The organism is Actinomycetospora rhizophila (assembly GCF_042657905.1).
GTDB classification, from domain to species: Bacteria; Actinomycetota; Actinomycetes; order Mycobacteriales; family Pseudonocardiaceae; genus Actinomycetospora; species Actinomycetospora rhizophila.
The window spans coordinates 134,109-151,264 of sequence record NZ_JBHSKG010000014.1 but is presented as its reverse complement, the minus strand read 5'-3'; the positions used below and the strand labels follow the sequence as shown (position 1 = coordinate 151,264).

Here is a 17,156-nt window from a genome sequence, read left to right as displayed (position 1 = left end):
GGTGTGCCGTCTCCTCCCCGCGGCTCGGGTGCCGGCGGACGAGACGGGACGGTAGCCACGGGGCGCGCGGCGCACCTCCGGATTACGCGACCCCGAGCTCCGCGGACATCGCCGCCGTGGTGGCCAGGAGGTCGGCGGTGACGGCGCGCAGGACCTCGTCGTCCGCCGTCCGTTCCGGCAGGGCCAGCGCGACGACCAGGGGCAGCGAGTCGCCGGTGGTGAACACGGGCGCGGCGACCGACGCGATGCCGGGGATGACGCCGCCCGAGGTCAGCGCACAGCCCTCGCGGCGGACCTCGTCGGTGATCCGGTCGATCTCGGCGAGGGGCGGGTCGGCGCCCTGGGCCCGCAGCACCGGCTCGGTCAGCGCCCGCGGGAGGTGCGCGAGGTACACGCGGCCGACCGACGACGTCAGCAGCGGCATCGTCGCCCCGACCCGCACGGTGATCGGGAGCGCGTAGGCGCCGTAGTCCCAGCGGACGATCACGGGCCCGTGGTCGCCCCAGACCGCGAGGTTGACCGCGTGCCCGGTCCGGTCGCGCAGCCCGGGGATGTACTCCGAGACCAGGCCGACCTCGTCCATGCGCCGCAGCGACTCGGCGCCGAGGCGGCGCAGCGCCGGGCCCATGTCGTAGAGACCGGAGCTCGGCGACTGCGCCACCATCCCCGCCCGCCCGAGGCTCACGAGGTAGCGGTGCGCCTTGCTCGCGCCCATGCCGCTGGCGTTCGCGATCTGGGTGAGGCTCATCGGCCCGCCGCCCCGCTCGAGGGCGTCGAGGACGGTCATGGCGATCTCCACCGACTGGATGCCCTGACGGGTGCTGCCCGACGGGCCGGGGGCGTCGGTGTCGTCGTCGCTGCCGGCGGGGGCCACGTCGAGACCCTAGCGACCGGCTCTACGCACTGACCCGTGGCGCGTCGGGGTCTGCGGTGTCGGCCGTGCGGGCGCGGATCGCGGGCACGGCGGCGGCGAGGAGCGCGCCGAGGACGCCCGGGATCGCGAACAGGTAGAAGTTCCACGCCACGCCGAGCCCGGAGGACAGGATCGCCGCGCCCATCAGCGGCCCGGCGATCGCCCCGAGGCGCCCGACCGACAGCGCCCAGCCGATCGCGCGCCCGCGCAGCTCCGGCGGGTGGTGGCCGACGATGTAGGCGTTGGTGAGCACCTGCGAGCCGATGAGCCCGAGGCCGCTGACGAACATGAGCAGGAACAGCAGGCCGAGCGCCGGGCGGGCGCTCATCACCAGCAGGGCCGCGGCACCGGCGAGGAAGGCGACGGCGACGACGGGCTTGATCCCGACGCGGTCGGCGACCTTCCCGCCGAGCACCATGCCGACGCCCGCGCCGACCCACATCGCGGCGGTCTGCAGCAGCGAGGAGCCGAGGGAGTAGCCGGCGGCCTGCATGATCGTCGGGAGCCAGGTGCTGATGCCGAACACGAGCAGCAGGCCACAGAACGACATCGCCCAGAACAGCAGCGTCGCGCCCCGCACGCCCGGGGCGAGCAGGGGCCGCAGGCCGAGCAGGTCGCCGCGGGTCGAGCGGCCGCCGGACTCCTCGTGCACCGGGCTCTCGGGGAGCAGCCGCAGGGCCAGCGGGAGCAGCACCAGGGCCGGGGCCGCACCGATGACGTAGATCCAGCGCCAGCTGCCGCCGGTGAGCAGCGCCGCCCCGAGCAGCGGGGCGAGCAGGGCGCCGCCGGCGTAGCCGGACATCATGATCCCGACGTTGCGGGCCCGGCGCTCCGGTGCCGAGAGGTCGGCGACGTAGGCGGTCACCGTCGGGAGCACGATGCCCAGCCCGATGCCCACGGCGAACCGGGCGGCGCCGAACAGCGCGAAGCCCGGGGCGAGCGCGCACACGAGCATGCCCAGGGAGAACAGCGCCGCGCCGCCGAGGAGCAGCCGCCGGCTGCCGGCGCGCCGGATGGTCGCCGCGCAGATCGCGGCGCCGACCAGCATCCCGATGGCCACCAGGGAGCCCACGGTGCCCGCGGAGGCCTTGTCCGCGCCGATGGCGGGGTCGGCGAGCAGCGACGGGACGGTGACGCCGTAGCAGGCGAGGTCGTAGCCCTCGAGCGCGGCGAACCCGGCGGAGAGGACCAGGACGAGGCGTTCGATGGCGCGGGTGGGTGGTGCGGACGGACGGGACACGGGGGCTCCTGACGGCTGCGGCGGGAGGGCGGCGGGAGGATCAGGGGGTGGCGAGGGCCGGTGCCGGCGCACCGAGGGCGGCGGCCAGCGCGCGGGCCAGGGCGTCGGCGCCGGCCGCGTCGGGCGCGGTGCCGAAGACGTAGAAGTCGGGCCGCACGGCGGCGGCCACGGCGTCGTGCGCGGCGAGCCACGCGAGGTGCGTGCCGTCGACGTCGACGACGTGACCGGGATCGAGGCCAACAGCGGCCGCGACACCGGCCTCGTGCAGCGGCACGACGCGGACGCCGGCGTCGGCGAGCAGGGCGACCGCGTCGTCGGCGAGGGTCACGCGCCGGGCGTCGAGCAGCAGGTGCGCGGGGTGCCCGACGACCTGGTCGAGCCGGTCGCGCCGCGTCCCGTCGTCGACCCAGCCCTGGTCCACGAGCTGCCCGGCGCCCGGTGACGGGACGAGCATGCCCTCGACCAGGCCCGGGAACGCGATCTTCTCCGGGTGCTGGTGCGCGGCGCGGCGGCCCAGCAGGACCCGGTCGCGCTCGGCGGCGCGCGCGGGGTCGCGCACCGTCTGCTGGCGGCCCAGCTCGATGCCCTTCTCGATCACCGCGCGGACGTGGGGCTCGCGCTCCTGCTGGTAGGTGTCCAGCACCTCCTCGCCGCGGCGCCCGCGCAGCACGGCGTCGAGCTTGAAGGCGATGTTCTGCGCGTCGCGGATGCCCGAGCACATGCCCTGGCCCAGGAACGGCGGCATCTGGTGCGCGGCGTCGCCCGCGAGCAGCGTGCGCCCGACCCGCCAGCGGTCGGTGACCAGGGAGCGGAACGTGTAGGTGGCGACGCGGATGAGCTCGGCGTCGTCGGGGGAGAGCCAGCGCCGCGTGCGCGCCCAGACCTTCTCGGGGTCGCGCTCGGTGGCGAAGTCGCCCTCCGAGTCGAGCATGTAGCTGAACCGGTGGTGTGCGGGCCCGAGCGAGATGATCGAGGTGGGGCCCGCGGGGTCGCCGACCTGGCGCGCGGTCGGCACCGCCGGCGGGGCGGCCGGGTCGCGGAACCGGAAGTCGCAGACCATCCAGGGCTCGGAGAACCCGTAGTCGTCCATGGTGCGCCCGAGCGCGGAGCGCACGAAGCTGTTGCCGCCGTCGCAGGCGACGACCCAGCGCGCCCGGACGGTCTGCGCACCGCCGACCTGCAGCTCGACGTGGTCGGCGTGCTGGACCAGACCCGTCACGGGGCTGGAGAGCCGCACCTCGACGCCGGCGGCGCGCACGCGCTCGTCGAGCGCCGACTCGAGATCGGGCTGGTACATCATGTACCACTCCGCCCAGCCGCTGCGTCCGCGCGCGGCGAAGTGGTGCTCGATGAGCAGCTCGCCCGCCGCGTTGCGCCATTCGTAGTTGCGCTGCACGTGGAGCTTCGGGAGCAGGTCCTCGGCGATGCCGACGCGCGCGAAGGTCCGCATCGTCTCGTCGTCGAAGATCGCCGCCCGCGGCAGGTTGTAGAGCCCGGCGTAGCGCTCCAGCACGATGACGCGGTGCCCGGCGGCGCCGAGCAGCGCGGCCGTGACCATCCCGACCGGCCCGTAGCCCACGACGGCCACGTCGAACTCGATGGTCGAGCTCCGCTCCGCTCCGTCTCGGGCGGTGTCCTCCATGCGCTCTCCCCCTGTGAGGTTTGACACCGCCGAACCGTAGGATTCATCATTGGGTAAGTCAATGCACGATGGTGAAACAGGAGCGAGGGCAGGATGCGGACGATCGGCCTGGAAGAGCACTTCGTGACCCCGGAGCTCGCCCCGTACGGCAAGGGCACGGCGACGATCGCGGAGCCGCACGTGTGGGAGGAGATGTCGCGCCGGCTCCTCGACCTCACCGGCGCCCGGCTCGAGCGCATGGACGCCGCCGGGCTCGACGTCCAGGTGCTCTCGCTGAACTCGCCGGGGCTGCAGGCGGAGCCGGACGCCGCGCTCGCCGTCTCCCGCGCCACCGCGGTCAACGACCTGCTCGCGTCGACGATCGAGGCGCACCCGACCCGCTTCGCCGGGTTCGCGGCGCTCCCGCTGCAGGACCCGCAGGCCGCGGCCAAGGAGCTCGAGCGCTCGGTGACCCAGCTGGGGCTGCGCGGCGCGCTGGTGAACGCGCACACCCACGGGCGCTACCTCGACGACCCCGAGCTGCGGGTCGTCTGGGAGTACGCGCAGGGCCTCGACGTGCCGCTCTACCTGCACCCGGCCAACGGCGTCGACGCCGCCCACGTGCTCTCCGGGCACCCCGAGCTCATCGGGCCGATGTGGAGCTGGGGCACCGACACCGCGTCGCACGCGCTGCGGCTGATCTTCGGCGGCGTGTTCGACGACTTCCCCGAGGCGAAGCTGCTGCTCGGGCACATGGGCGAGGCGCTGCCGTTCACGCTCTGGCGCCTCGACTCGCGCTGGGACTTCCACGCCCACCACGGCATCGAGCTCGCCCGCGGCCGCCCGTCGGAGTACCTGCGGCACAACCTCTACATCACGACCAGCGGCGTGTGCTCCGCCGCGCCGCTGCTGTGCTCGCTGCTCGCGCTGGGGTCCGACCACATCCTCTTCGGCACCGACTACCCCTTCGAGGAGATGGACGTCGCCACCGAGTTCCTGCGCACCGCCCCGATCAGCGAGGCCGACCGGGAGAGGATCGCGCACGGGAACGCCGAGCGGCTGCTGCGGCTCTGAGCGGGGACGGCGGTCGTACCGTGACCGGCGTGAGCCTCTCCTTCGTCCACGACGCCCTGCCCATGCGCGTGGTCTTCGGTCCCGGTCGTCTCGCCGAGCTGGGTGCGGAGGTGGAGCGCCTGGGGCTGCGGTGGGTGCTGGTGCTCGGGACGCCCGAGCAGGAGGCGACGCTGCGGGCGACGGCGGACGGGCTCGACGGGCGCGCCGCCGGGGTCTTCCCCGAGGCGCGCCAGCACGTGCCGGCGGCGGTCGCGGCCGCGGCGGCCGACCGGGCCCGCGAGCTGGGCGCCGACGGGTGCGTCGCGGTGGGCGGCGGGTCGTCGGTCGGGCTGGGCAAGGCCGTCGCGCTGCGCCACGGCCTGCCCGTGGTCGCCGTGCCGACGACCTACGCCGGCTCGGAGATGACGCCCATCTGGGGGCTCACCGAGGACGGCGAGAAGCGCACCGGGCGCGACCGTGCGGTGCTGCCGCGCACGGTCGTCTACGACCCGGAGCTGACGCGTTCGCTGCCCGTCGGGCTGTCGGTCACCAGCGGGCTCAACGCCGTCGCGCACGCCGTCGAGGCGCTGTGGGCGCCGGACGGCACGCCGATCACCGCGCTGATGGCCGAGGAGGGGGCACGCTCGCTGCTCGCGGCGCTGCCGGCGATCGTCGAGCAGCCCGACGACATCGACGCCCGGTCCGGGGCGCTGCAGGGTGCGTGGCTCTGCGGCGCGGTGCTCGGGGCGACGACGATGTCGCTGCACCACAAGCTCTGCCACGTGCTCGGCGGCTCGTTCGACCTGCCGCACGCCGAGACCCACGCGGTGGTGCTCCCGCACGTCGTCGCCCACAACGGGCCGTCGGCACCCGCGGCGGTCGCCGCGCTCGGCCGGGCGCTCGGCGTGGCCGCCGACCCGGAGACCGTGGCGAAGGCGCTGGCCGACCGGGCCCGCGAGCTCGGCGCGCCGACCTCGCTCGCCGCGATCGGGATGCCCCGCGACGGGCTGGCGCTGGTCGTCGAGCGCGTGCTCGCGCAGCCCTACGCGAACCCCGCGCCGGTCACGCGCGCGAGCCTGACGGCGCTGCTGGAGGGATGCTTCGCAGGTGAGTGATCTGGGTCGTCATGACGACCCATGTCACTCACGAGGCCGCAGGCCATCCGGGCCGAACGCCAGGTCGAGGTGGCCGTCGAGCGTCGCGAGCGCGTCGTCGGCGGCGAGGTGGCCGCCCAGGACGTGCACGGCGAGGCCCTCGACCAGCGCCAGCAGGCCCGTGGCGGCGACCTCGGGGTCGAGCGGGCCGGGGTGTCCTGCGGCGCGGATGTGCTCGGCGACGGCCGCGCGCATCCCCCGGGTGTCCTCGCGCAGCCGGGCCGCGACGTCGGGACGGGTCGCCGCGTAGGCGTGGTAGGCGACGGCGACCCGGCCCTCGAGCTCGCGGTCGGCGTCGAGGGGCAGGAGCTGGACGAGGAGCGACCGGACGAGACGGCGGGGGTCCCGGCCGGCGGTGTCGGGATCGTCCTCGAGCCGGGCCTGCACGCGCGCGGCGACCACGTCGAGCGCGAAGACCATCATCTCGTCCTTGGTGCGGAAGTAGTGCTGCACCATCCCCGCGGTGACGCCGGCCTCTGTCGCGACGTGGCGCAGGCTCACGTCCATCAGCCCGTCGCGGGCGGCCACGCGCAGCAGCGCGTCGGCGAGGAGCGTCCGGCGCTCGTGGGGGTCGACCTGCTTCGGCACGCGGCCACCCTGTCACATTGCGCTCGCAACGCCACCTCCGTTACGTTGCACCTGCAACGTGAAGGAGGCTCCCGTGGAGACGACGCTGCCGCTCGAACGGCCCGACCCGACGACCCCGCCGGCGCGGTACAGGTGGCTGCAGGAGCACGAGCCGGTGGCCCGCGTCGTCGGCGCCGACGGGACCCCGGCGTGGCTCGTCACGTCGTACGAGCTGGTCGCGGCCGGGCTCGCCGACCCGCGCCTCGGGCTGACGCCGCCCGGCGTCGAGGTCGACGAGCGGGCGTCGCTGTTCCGGGACGGCCCCGCGCACACCCGCCTGCGCCGCCTCGTGGCGCGCGCGTTCACCCCGCGGCGGATCGCCGAGCTGGCGCCCCGGATCGAGACCCTCGCCGACCGGCACGTCGCCGCCCTGGTCGCCGCGGCGCAGGACGGGCCCGCCGACCTCGTCGACCTGCTCTCGGCACCGCTCGCCGTCGGCTCGCTCGGGCTGCTGCTCGGCGTGGACCTCGACGACCACCCGCGCTTCCGGGGGCTGGTCGACGACGCCCTGCGCGCCGACCCGATGGCCGCGGCCGGCGACCCCGCCCTGCTCGCCGAGGCCGAGCGGGCGTGGGGCGCGCTGACGGCGTTCACCGCCGACCTCGTCGTGGCGGCCCGCGAGCGGCCGGGCGACGACCTGCTCTCCGCGCTCGTGCAGATCCGCGACGCCGACGACGGGCGTCTCGGCGACGGCGAGCTGGTCGCGCTGGTCACGGTCCTGCTCGCGGCCGGGGGGCTCACCGTGCAGGGCGGGCTCGCGGTCGCGGTGGTGCGGTTGCTGGCCGACGACCTGCTCGCCGGGCTCGCGGACCGTCCCGACGTCCCGGAGCTCGTCGACGAGCTGGTCCGGCGCGCCGGCGTCGAGGTGTTCCCGCGGTGGGCCCAGGAAGACCTCGTGCTGGGCGACGTGACGATCGCGGTCGGCGAGAAGGTGCTCCTGCGGCTCGAGGCCGCGAACCACGACCCGGCGCGCTTCGCCGACCCCGAGGCGCTGCGCCCGGGGCGCGCGGGCCCGCACCTCGGGTTCGGGCGCGGGCCGCACCACTGCCTCGGTGCCGCGCTCGCCCGCGTCGAGCTCACCGCGGCGCTGACGGCGCTGTCCCGCCGGGCCCCGGGCCTGCGCCTGGCCGTCCCGGTCGCAGACATCCCGTGGCACCGCGGCGAGGTCGACTCCGGGCCGATGATGCTCATGCTTCGCACGTGAGTGATATGGGTCGCCCTGGCGACCCATACCACTCACGTGGGCTCCGCCCCTCACACCAGCTCGGAGTCGCGCACCTTCTGGAAACCGCGGGCCATGCGGCGCTTGGCGGGCGGGAGGTGGTCGACGAGCCGCATGCCGGTGCGCTGCGCGAACACCGACAGGGGGCCGATCACCGGGCGGCGCGCGGTGCCGTTGTCGTTCATGAACTCCAGCGACTCGCGGACGGCGAGCGCGGAGTAGCGGCGCATCAGGTCCTCGTACTCGCCGACCGCCTCGAGCAGCGTCATCTCGCCGTCGCGGACGCGGACGAGGCGGTCGCGCAGCTCGCGGGCGTCGCGCAGCGCGGTGTTGGCGCCGGCGCCGCGGCCCGGGGTCATGGTGTGGGCGGCGTCGCCGAGCAGCGTGACCGTGGTCGGGGTCCACGCCGGCACGGGGTCGGCGGTGCGGATGGCGAGGGCGACCGCGGCCCCGGGGTCCGACGTCGCGATCAGGTCGAGCCAGCGCGGGTCCCAGCCGGCGCTGAGCTCCCCGGCGAGGGTGACCAGCGCGCTGTCGGTGCGGTCGAGGAGGTCGGCGGGCGCGAGCGTCCGCGACGTGGTGATCGCCCAGGACACGTGGTCGGTGGTGTTGTCGAAGCGCAGCCCGGGCCAGCGGGCGAGGAGCTCGTCGTCGCTGGCGCCCACACCAGTGACACGGCCCCACGGCATGCGCATGACGTGCGAGATGCCGAACTGGCCGCGCCGGTCGAAGTACATGCCGAACCCGTTCCGGACGGGCTCGGGCAGCAGCGCCGCGGTGCGCTCGGTGAGCCGGGTCTTGCCGCCGATCGCGACGAGCCCGGTCTCGGTGTGCGTCGCGTGCGGCAGGTACTGGCGGCGCACCGGCGAGCTCGCCCCGTCGGCGCCGACGAGCAGGTCGCCGGTGTCGGTGCCGCCGTCGGAGAAGTGCGCGGTGACTCGCCCGTCGGGGCGCGTCTCGTAGTGGGTGAAGCGCCGGTCGAACGTGACCACGTCCTCCATGCCCGTGAACAGGACCTGGCGCAGGGTCATCCGGCTGACGTTGTGCTCGCCGTCCTCGGGACCGTCGCCGGTGTGCGGGAAGTCGGCGACGTCGAGGCGGAGCAGCGTGCGGTACCGCTCGGTGAGCATCGCGAGCGTCTCGTAGGGCGCCGCGGTGGTCGCCACGAACGTCGCGAACAGCTCCGGGCTCAGGCACGCCTTCAGCGCGCGGGCGCCGTTGGGCGAGATGCCGACCCGGTAGCCGTGCAGCCCGCTGCTGCGCGTGCGGTCGCGCTCGTGCACGGCGACCTCGATGCCCGCGTGGCGCAGGCCGTGCGCGAGGCACATCCCGCCCGTGCCGCCGCCGATGATGATGACCTTCATGGTGGGTCCTCCCCGCCGGCCTCGAGCCGGCGTGCCTGGTCGAGGAGATCGGCGCGGTCCCATGAGAGGGCGCCGGAGTGCAGGTCGTCGACGAGCCCGGCGATCCAGGCGACGTCGGTCTCGAGGTGTGCGAGCGCGTACTCGGCCTCGACGAGCACGATCCGCGGCAGCGCCGCGGGGAGGTGCTCCAGCTCGCGGCGCAGGCGCTCGAGCTCGCCGCGCCGGTCGGACAGCCGCAGGGCCAGCGCGTCGGCGGCGACCTCGGGGTCGAGCAGCGGCAGGTAGGCCAGCGCGGCGGTGAACTCCGCGAACTCGTGGCGGGGCGCGGTGAGCATGTCGAGGGTCCACGTGACCGCCAGGTCCCGGCCCGCGTCGGTGACGGCGTAGACGGTGCGCTCGGGTCGCGCGGACGCCCGCTCGGTGCCCTGCGCGACGAGCAGGCCGTCGCGGACGAGGCGGTCGATCGTCTTGTAGAGCTGCGAGCGCTGCCCGACGTTGACGACCTGGTCCTTGCCGCGCTCCCGGATGAGCTGCTGCATCCGGTACGGGTGCATGGGCTCCTCCGCGGCGAGGGCGAGGACGGCGAGGGCGAGACCGGAGCGCTGCGTCATGGTGCGCACGACACTAGTGTCGTCGACACTAAGCGGCAAGCGTCGGGCCGGTGGGGCCCGTCGGGCACGATGGTGGGCGTGACCGCCAGTGGTGACCGCCCCGTCCTCGTCGTCGACTACGGCGCCCAGTACGCGCAGCTCATCGCCCGTCGGGTGCGCGAGGCGCAGGTGTACTCGGAGGTCGTGCCGCACACGACGCCGGTGGACGAGATGCTCGCCAAGGACCCGGCGGCGATCGTGCTGTCGGGCGGGCCGGCGAGCGTCTACGCCGAGGGCGCGCCGAGCATCGACGCCGCCCTGTTCGACGCCGGCGTGCCGGTGTTCGGCATCTGCTACGGCTTCCAGCTGATGGCCGGCGCGCTGGGCGGCACGGTCGCGCACACCGGCGACCGCGAGTACGGGCGCACCGAGCTCTCGGTCGCGGGCGACGCCGGGCGGCTGCACGGCGACCTGCCCGACGCGCACCCGGTGTGGATGAGCCACGGCGACGGCGTGACGAAGGCGCCCGAGGGCTTCACGGTCACCGCCTCGTCGCCCGGCGCGCCCGTGGCCGCGTTCGAGGACGTCGACCGGCGCTTCGCCGGCGTGCAGTACCACCCGGAGGTCGGGCACTCGCCGCACGGCCAGGAGGTGCTGCGCCGCTTCCTGCGCGACGTCGCCCGCGTGCCCGCCGACTGGAACACCGCCAACATCATCGACGAGACGGTCGAGGCCGTCCGCCGCCAGGTCGGTCCCGAGGGCCGCGCGATCTGCGGGCTGTCCGGGGGCGTCGACTCGGCCGTCGCCGCCGCACTCGTCCAGCGCGCGATCGGCGACCGGCTGACCTGCGTGTTCGTCGACCACGGCCTGCTGCGCGAGGGCGAGCGGGGTCAGGTCGAGCGCGACTTCGTCGCCGCCACCGGGGTCGATCTCGTCACCGTCGACGCGGCGGAGACCTTCCTGCGCGAGCTCCAGGGCGTCGTCGACCCGGAGGAGAAGCGCAAGATCATCGGGCGCGAGTTCATCCGCGCGTTCGAGGGTGCGGCGCGCGACGTCGCGCAGGGCAAGGGCGCGGACTTCCTCGTCCAGGGCACGCTCTACCCCGACGTCGTGGAGTCCGGCGGCGGGTCGGGCGCGGCGACGATCAAGTCGCACCACAACGTGGGCGGGCTCCCCGACGACCTGCAGTTCTCGCTGGTCGAGCCGCTGCGGGCGCTGTTCAAGGACGAGGTGCGCCGCGTCGGCGCCGAGCTCGGGCTGCCCGAGACGATCGTGCGCCGCCAGCCGTTCCCGGGCCCGGGGCTCGCGATCCGGATCATCGGGGCGGTCGACGCCGAACGGCTCGCGACGCTGCGGCGCGCCGACGCGATCGCGCGCGAGGAGCTGACGTCGGCCGGGCTCGACGACGTCATCTGGCAGTGCCCGGTGGTGCTGCTCGCCGACGTCCGGTCGGTCGGGGTGCAGGGCGACGGCCGCACCTACGGGCACCCGGTGGTGCTGCGGCCGGTGTCGAGCGAGGACGCGATGACCGCGGACTGGACGCGCCTGCCCTACGACGCGCTCGAGCGCATCTCCACCCGGATCACCAACGAGTGCGCCGAGATCAACCGGGTCGTCCTGGACGTGACGAGCAAGCCGCCGGGGACGATCGAGTGGGAGTAGGTGAGCACTTTCTGGTGCTATAGGGCCCGGAAGTGCTCACGAGACCGGAGGTCACATGGCTGAGACGATCTTCAGCGAGATGTCCCGGCTCGCGCTGGAGCACGACGCGATCAACCTCGGCCAGGGCTTCCCGGACACGCCGGGCCCGCGCGAGGTCGTGGACTCCGCCGTCGCCGCGATGCACAAGGGCTGGAACCAGTACCCGCCCGCGGTGGGCATCGCGTCGCTGCGGCACGCGATCGCCGACCACCAGCGCCGCTGGTACGGGCTCGACGTCGCCGCCGACGGCGGGGTCGTGGTGTGCTCCGGTGCGTCCGAGGCGCTCTCGTCGGCGATGACCGGGCTGCTGCGCCCGGGCGACGAGGTCATCGCGCTCGAGCCCTACTACGACCTCTACGGCGCGACGGCGGCGCTGCTCGGCGCGACGCTCGTGCCGGTGCGCATCCACGCGCCCGACTACGCGCTGGACGCCGCGGCGCTGCGAGCCGCGGTCACCGAGCGCACGACGATGATCGTGCTCAACACGCCGCACAACCCGACCGGCGCGGTGCTCTCGCGCGCCGAGCTGCAGTCGATCGCCGACATCGCGATCGAGCACGACCTGGTCGTGCTGTCCGACGAGGTCTACGAGCACCTCGTGTTCGACGACAACGTGCACGTCCCCATCGCCACGCTGCCCGGCATGTTCGAGCGCACGATCACCGTCGGCTCGGGCGGCAAGACGTTCTCGGTCACCGGCTGGAAGATCGGCTGGGCGACGGGGCCCTCCTCGCTGGTGGAGAAGGTGCTCGGCGTCAAGCAGTGGTTCTCGTTCGCCGCCGGCACCCCGCTGCAGCACGGCATCGCGACCGGTCTCGAGCTCCCCGACGACCGCCTCGCGCACCTCGGCGACGACCTCGCCCGCAAGCGCGACCTGCTCACCGACGGCCTGCGCGAGCTGGGCCTCGAGGTGTTCCACTCGAAGGCGACCTACTTCGTCACCGCCGACGTGGCGCCGCTGGGCGTCACCGACTCCCTGGAGTTCTGCCGCTCGCTCCCCGAGCGCGTCGGCGTCGCGGCGGTGCCGAACCAGGTCTTCCACGCCTCCCCGGAGGGCGTGGAGACCCAGGTCCGCTTCGCCTGCTGCAAGCGCGACGAGATCCTCGCCGACGCGCTCCTGCGTCTCCGCAAGCTCTAAGTCGGCGTGGTGTTGTCAGCGTGGGGGCCACGCTGACGCTCGACGTCACCAGATCCCCCACGATCTTGAACCGCTCGGAGGGCCTGCTGCACCTCGGCGCGCAGGCGCCGGAGCCGATCGATGATCGCGGCCATCTCCGCGTCGATGCTCTGCACGGGCGTCCTCCCTGACGAGACTCGGTGTCGTGCCGGCGCGCCCATTGCGCACCATGCCGTCGGGGCACGGTCAAGACGGCCCCCGATGTCTCCATCATCGAGAGGTATCGTGGTGGAGTGAGTGACGTGGTGGTCGTCGGCGGCGGACCCGGCGGCGTGCTCCTGACCTACCTCCTGGCGCGGGGCGGCGCGTCGGTGACGCTGCTGGAATCGCGGCACGACTTCGCCCGCCGCTTCCGGGGCGACACGCTCGCGCCCGGCGTCCTGGAGTACCTCGACACGCTCGGGCTGGCGGAGCCGCTGCTCGCCGAGGTGCCCCACACCCGGTCCGACGCCTTCCGCTGGCACACCGCCGAGCGCACCTGGACCCTCGTCGACTACCGCGGCGCGAGCCGCCGGTTCCCCTTCTACGCCCTGATCCCGCAGGCGGCGTTCCTGCCGTGGCTCGCCGACCGGGCCCGCGCGCACGGCGCCGACGTGCGGATGGGTGCCCGGTTCTCGCGGCTGCTGACCGACGACCGCGACCGCGTCAGCGGGGTCGAGTACACCGTCGAGGCCGCGAAGCACGAGCTCGACGCGGCGCTGGTCGTCGGCGCCGACGGGCGGAACTCCAAGGTCCGTGCCGCGTCCGGCCTCGCGGCCACCGAGCTCGGCGCGAGCCTCGACATCCTGTGGCACGCCTTCCCGCGTCGCGCCGACGACCCGTCGTACTCCGGCCTCGACCTGTTCGGCACCCCGACCGGCAGCGTCGCGCTGCTCGACCAGCGCGGCGACTGGCAGCTCGGGTGGACGATCCGCGCGGGCTCGGTCGGCGAGGTCCGCGCGCGGGGGATCGACGCGCTGCGCGACGCGGCGGTCGGGGCCCTGCCCTGGCTCGCGGGACGGCTCGACGACCTGCGCGACGTCGCCGACCTGACGCTGCTGCCGGTGCGGATCACGACCGTGGAGCGCTGGTCGCGCCCCGGGCTCGTGCTGCTGGGCGACGCGGCGCACGTCGTCTCGCCGGTGGGCGGCAACGGGATCAACCTCGCGCTCGCCGACGCCGCCGACCTCGCGAACCGGCTCGTCGGGCCCCTGCGGCGCACACCGCCCGACCCGGCGCAGCTCGACGACGCCGCCGCGGGCCTCGAGGCCGCCCGCCGGCCGGGCGTCGAGCGCGAGCAGTACGCCCAGGTGCGCACCGAACGCCTCGCCGCGGAGCGGATCGGGAACGGCGACGACGGGCCGCCGACCGCGTTGCGCACGCTCGCCCGGATCCCAGGCTTCCCGCGCTTCGCAGGCCGGCGCAACCGTGTCGACGTGCCGGCGCCGGTGCCGGTGATCGCCGCCGGGTCCCCGTGATCGTGGGGGCTTTCCTGACGTTGAACGCGAGCGTGGCCGCCACGCTGACTCACCCCGTGCGTCCCGCCCGTCCCGCCACGCCCTCGGTCGTCAGTTCGGTGTCCGGGACGTAGAGGCGCGGCGCCGCGAGCCCGCTGACCACGGTGACCAGGGCGATCCCGACGAGCAGCAGGCCCGGCGCCCAGGAGGACCCGCCGGCCGCGGCGAGGACCGCCGTGGCGGCCAGCGGCACGAACCCGGAGGCGATGCCGGCGAGGTTGGCGGCGAGCGCGATGCCGCTGTAGCGCACGCGGGCGGGGAAGAGCCGGGCCAGGAGGTCGCCCGAGACCGCGTAGGGGACCGAGAGCGCCGCGACGCCGAGCGTCACCCCGAACACGACGGCGGCGGCGTTGCGGGTGTCGAGCAACCAGAACATCGGCAGCGCGACGATCGCGGACAGGACCCCGCCGACCACCGTCACTCGCGCGGCCCCGAAGCGTTCCGCGAGCCGGCCGCCCAGGATGAGCACGCCGATCTCCACGACGGCGGCGACGAGCGTCGCGCCGAGCACCAGCGGGCGCGGCAGGTCGAGCTCGCCGGTGGCGTAGCTGATGACGAACGTGGTGGCGAGGTAGAAGCCGCCGACCCCGAGGACCGCGGAGCCCGCGCCGACGAGCAGCGCCGGCCACGCGTGGGCGACCACGTCGCGGACCGGGGCCGACGCGCGGGCGTCCTCGGCGAGCAGCCGGTCGAACAGCGGCGACTCCTCCACGCGGCGGCGCAGCCACAGGGCCACGCCGAGCAGCGGGAACGCCGCGAGGAACGGCAGCCGCCAGCCCCAGGTGTCGAAGTCCTCGGGCGGCAGCAGCGCGACCAGCAGGAACGCCCCGGACGACAGCAGCGTGCCGACCGGCGAGCCGATCTGGGGCATGGCGGCGTAGCGCCCGCGCTTGCCGGGCGGGGCGTGCTCGACGGCGAGCGTGATCGCGCCGCCCCACTCGCCGCCGACCGCGACGCCCTGCAGCAGCCGCAGCAGGGTCAGCAGCACCGGCGCCGCGACGCCGATGTCGGCGAACGTCGGCAGCACGCCGATGAGACCGGTGACCGCGCCGATCATCACCACCGTGATCAGCAGACAGGCGCGCCGGCCGATGCGGTCGCCGAGGTGGCCGAAGACGATGCCGCCCAGCGGGCGGGCGGCGAAGCCGACGGCGAACGACGCGAACGCGGCGAGGGTCGCGACGACGGGGTCGCCGGTCGCGAAGTACAGGCGGTTGAACACCAGCGACGCGGCGGTGCCGTAGAGGAAGAAGTCGTACCACTCGAGCGCGGTGCCGACGAACGCGCCGACGGCGACGCGGCGGGCGTCGGCCTCGGTGGGCTGCGGTGTGGTGGTCATGGTGTGTCTCCGTCCGGAGGCAGGCCCAGGACGTCCGCGCCGTGGGTGGCGCGTCCGCCCCGGAGGGTGGCGACGACCTCGATGTCGCCGAGACGGTCGGGATCGGTGCGCAGGGGGTCGTCGCCGAGGACGACGAGGTCGGCGGCGAAGCCGGGGGACAGGCGGCCGCGGACGTCCTCGTCACCGGCGACCCAGGCGGCGTCGACGGTGCCGGCGCGCAGGGCGGTCTCGACGTCGACGGCCTCGTCGGGGCCGAGCGTGCGCCCCTCCGCCGTCCGCCGCGCCACCATCGACGCCATCCCGCGCAAGGGGTGGCCGTCGGACACGCACGGCCGGTCCGAGCTGGCGGGCACGCGCAGCCCGGCGCGCAGGAACGACGCGTGGCGGTAGAGCAGGTCGGCGCGGTCGTCGCCGACGGCCGCGGCCATCGAGTCCCCGATCTCGTACAGGAACCGGGCCTGCGGCACCGGCGTGACCCCGAGGGCCGCCATCCGCCGCAGCGCGTCGTCGTCGACGACCCCGGCGTGCTCGAGGCGGTGCCGGGGCGGCCGGACGCCGGGCCAGGGGCGGCGCGCCGCGTCCTCGAACGCGTCGAGAGCGACGTCCACCGCGCGGTCGCCGATGGCGTGCGCGGCGACCGTCCAGCCCCCCGCCACGGCCTCGACGAGGGCGCGCCGCAGGAGCTCCGGGTCGTCGCCGAGGTAGCCCGCGTGGTCGCGATCGGCGTACGGCTCGCGCATCGCCGCCGTGCGCGCGCTGAGCGCGCCGTCGAAGAAGATCTTCATCGGTCCGACACGGAGGTCGAGGTCGCCGAGCCCCGGGCGCAGGCCCAGGTCGAGGCCCCGGCCGGGCCCGCCGTCGGTGTCGCGCAGGACGGAGGTCTCGGGCATGAGGTCGACGCGCACCGCGAGGTCGCCGCGCTCGCGGGCGAGCTGGTAGGCGGCGAGCTCGCGGGGGGAGCGCCCGATCCAGCCGCCGCCGATCCCCGCCTCGGTGACGTGGGTGAGGCCCTGGCGCGCGAACACGGCGGTGGCGGTCCCGATGGCGTCGGCGAGACCCTCGACCGAGTAGGGCCGCAGCAGGTCGCCGGCCAGGGCCTGGGCGGCCTCGAGGAGGACCCCGGTGGGGTCGCCGCCGTCGTCGCGGACGACGACGCCGCCGGCCGGCACGTCGGCCGACCCGTCCAGGACCCCGGCCCGGCGCAGCACCTGGGTCGACACCGCGCAGACGTGCGCGGACCGGTGCTTGAGCCACACCGGGCGCCCGCCCCCGGCGCGGTCGAGCGCGCGCCGCTCCGGCGAGCCGCCCAGGGCGACGTCGTCGTAGCCGCTGCCGACGACGAACGCGTCGGCCGGCAGCTCCGCGGCCCGCGCCGCGACGGCCTCGTACAGGGCGTCCAGGTCGCGCATGCCGCCCAGCGGGATCTCGGCGAGCGACTGCCCGAACCACGCGGCGTGCTGGTGGGCGTCGTCGAACCCGGGGACCACCGTGGCGCCCCCGGCCCCCACGACCCGGCGGGCGCGGACGCCGGCCGGGAGCTCGCCGTCGTCCAGCACGGCCAGGACGCGGCCGTGGTGCACGGCCACCGCGCGCCCCTGGGGGTACGCGTCGTCGAGGGTGCGGACGTGGGCGTCGCGCAGCAGCAGGTCGATCTCCACT

At 75.1% G+C, this 17,156-nt stretch carries 15 protein-coding genes; 7 read left to right on the top strand and 8 right to left on the bottom strand.

Annotated features, from left to right (window positions below; genetic code table 11):
* Window positions 1-82 precede the first annotated feature (82 nt).
* From ACFPK1_RS23450 to ACFPK1_RS23440, 3 genes are read right to left on the bottom strand one after another with little or no spacing between them, the layout of a single operon-like run.
* Entirely contained in the window at window positions 83-874 is a 792-nt protein-coding gene (locus ACFPK1_RS23450; protein ID WP_378023367.1) for an IclR family transcriptional regulator, read from the bottom strand.
* A 22-nt stretch (window positions 875-896) separates the two neighbouring features.
* Window positions 897-2,153, bottom strand: coding sequence for an MFS transporter (locus tag ACFPK1_RS23445; RefSeq protein WP_378023366.1), 1,257 nt, complete (start codon window positions 2,151-2,153; stop codon window positions 897-899).
* Window positions 2,154-2,193: 40 nt separating this feature from the next.
* Complete coding sequence (locus ACFPK1_RS23440) at window positions 2,194-3,795, bottom strand: bifunctional 3-(3-hydroxy-phenyl)propionate/3-hydroxycinnamic acid hydroxylase (RefSeq protein WP_378023365.1); 1,602 nt, start codon at window positions 3,793-3,795, stop codon at window positions 2,194-2,196.
* Between the two features lie 93 nt (window positions 3,796-3,888).
* Here ACFPK1_RS23440 and ACFPK1_RS23435 point away from each other — a divergent pair, with 93 nt between their 5' ends.
* On the top strand, window positions 3,889-4,848 hold the full coding sequence (locus ACFPK1_RS23435; protein ID WP_378023364.1) for an amidohydrolase family protein: 960 nt from the start codon (window positions 3,889-3,891) through the stop codon (window positions 4,846-4,848).
* A 29-nt stretch (window positions 4,849-4,877) separates the two neighbouring features.
* Entirely contained in the window at window positions 4,878-5,942 is a 1,065-nt protein-coding gene (locus ACFPK1_RS23430; RefSeq protein ID WP_465252227.1) for a maleylacetate reductase, read from the top strand.
* A gap of 24 nt (window positions 5,943-5,966) precedes the next feature.
* Here the strand turns inward: ACFPK1_RS23430 and ACFPK1_RS23425 are convergent, their stop codons facing one another.
* The gene (locus ACFPK1_RS23425; protein WP_378023363.1) at window positions 5,967-6,569 is read right to left on the bottom strand and encodes a TetR/AcrR family transcriptional regulator; all 603 of its coding nucleotides are present in this window, start codon (window positions 6,567-6,569) and stop codon (window positions 5,967-5,969) included.
* A 73-nt stretch (window positions 6,570-6,642) separates the two neighbouring features.
* On the opposite strand from ACFPK1_RS23425, the gene ACFPK1_RS23420 reads away from it, so the two are divergent.
* On the top strand, window positions 6,643-7,812 hold the full coding sequence (locus ACFPK1_RS23420) for a cytochrome P450 (protein WP_378023362.1): 1,170 nt from the start codon (window positions 6,643-6,645) through the stop codon (window positions 7,810-7,812).
* 50 nt (window positions 7,813-7,862) lie between these two features.
* Here the strand turns inward: ACFPK1_RS23420 and ACFPK1_RS23415 are convergent, their stop codons facing one another.
* Entirely contained in the window at window positions 7,863-9,194 is a 1,332-nt protein-coding gene (locus tag ACFPK1_RS23415; RefSeq protein WP_378023361.1) for an FAD-dependent oxidoreductase, read from the bottom strand.
* Window positions 9,191-9,805 carry a PadR family transcriptional regulator gene (locus ACFPK1_RS23410; RefSeq protein ID WP_378023401.1) on the bottom strand — a complete coding sequence of 205 codons (615 nt, stop codon included), beginning with the start codon at window positions 9,803-9,805 and terminating at the stop codon, window positions 9,191-9,193. The genes ACFPK1_RS23415 and ACFPK1_RS23410 overlap by 4 nt, the downstream gene beginning before the upstream one ends.
* Before the next feature lie 78 nt (window positions 9,806-9,883).
* On the opposite strand from ACFPK1_RS23410, the gene guaA reads away from it, so the two are divergent.
* The 4 genes from guaA to ACFPK1_RS23390 all read left to right on the top strand — a co-directional run bounded on the left by guaA (window position 9,884) and on the right by ACFPK1_RS23390 (window position 14,119).
* Complete coding sequence (guaA, locus tag ACFPK1_RS23405) at window positions 9,884-11,446, top strand: glutamine-hydrolyzing GMP synthase (protein ID WP_378023360.1); 1,563 nt, start codon at window positions 9,884-9,886, stop codon at window positions 11,444-11,446.
* Between the two features lie 55 nt (window positions 11,447-11,501).
* Entirely contained in the window at window positions 11,502-12,623 is a 1,122-nt protein-coding gene (locus ACFPK1_RS23400; RefSeq protein ID WP_378023359.1) for an aminotransferase class I/II-fold pyridoxal phosphate-dependent enzyme, read from the top strand.
* Window positions 12,624-12,643: 20 nt separating this feature from the next.
* Window positions 12,644-12,793 (top strand): hypothetical protein, encoded by a 150-nt coding sequence (locus tag ACFPK1_RS23395; RefSeq protein WP_378023358.1) that lies wholly within the window; start codon window positions 12,644-12,646, stop codon window positions 12,791-12,793.
* A gap of 102 nt (window positions 12,794-12,895) precedes the next feature.
* Complete coding sequence (locus ACFPK1_RS23390) at window positions 12,896-14,119, top strand: FAD-dependent monooxygenase (RefSeq protein WP_378023357.1); 1,224 nt, start codon at window positions 12,896-12,898, stop codon at window positions 14,117-14,119.
* Between the two features lie 49 nt (window positions 14,120-14,168).
* Here the strand turns inward: ACFPK1_RS23390 and ACFPK1_RS23385 are convergent, their stop codons facing one another.
* A complete protein-coding gene (locus ACFPK1_RS23385) occupies window positions 14,169-15,497 on the bottom strand; it encodes an MFS transporter (protein ID WP_378023356.1) in 1,329 nt (442 codons plus the stop codon).
* Window positions 15,494-17,155, bottom strand: coding sequence for an amidohydrolase (locus ACFPK1_RS23380; protein ID WP_378023355.1), 1,662 nt, complete (start codon window positions 17,153-17,155; stop codon window positions 15,494-15,496). Before ACFPK1_RS23380 ends, ACFPK1_RS23385 begins: the two co-directional genes overlap by 4 nt.
* Window position 17,156: the final 1 nt, after the last annotated feature.

What these genes read in the sequence shown, in the direction of transcription:
- ACFPK1_RS23410 (WP_378023401.1), bottom strand. Translation starts at nt 9,805, where the DNA reads ATGACGCAGCGCTCCGGTCTCGCCCTCGCCGTCCTCGCCCTCGCCGCG.
- ACFPK1_RS23440 (WP_378023365.1), bottom strand. Translation starts at nt 3,795, where the DNA reads ATGGAGGACACCGCCCGAGACGGAGCGGAGCGGAGCTCGACCATCGAG.
- ACFPK1_RS23435 (WP_378023364.1), top strand. Translation starts at nt 3,889, where the DNA reads ATGCGGACGATCGGCCTGGAAGAGCACTTCGTGACCCCGGAGCTCGCC.
- ACFPK1_RS23385 (WP_378023356.1), bottom strand. Translation starts at nt 15,497, where the DNA reads ATGACCACCACACCGCAGCCCACCGAGGCCGACGCCCGCCGCGTCGCC.
- ACFPK1_RS23415 (WP_378023361.1), bottom strand. Translation starts at nt 9,194, where the DNA reads ATGAAGGTCATCATCATCGGCGGCGGCACGGGCGGGATGTGCCTCGCG.
- ACFPK1_RS23400 (WP_378023359.1), top strand. Translation starts at nt 11,502, where the DNA reads ATGGCTGAGACGATCTTCAGCGAGATGTCCCGGCTCGCGCTGGAGCAC.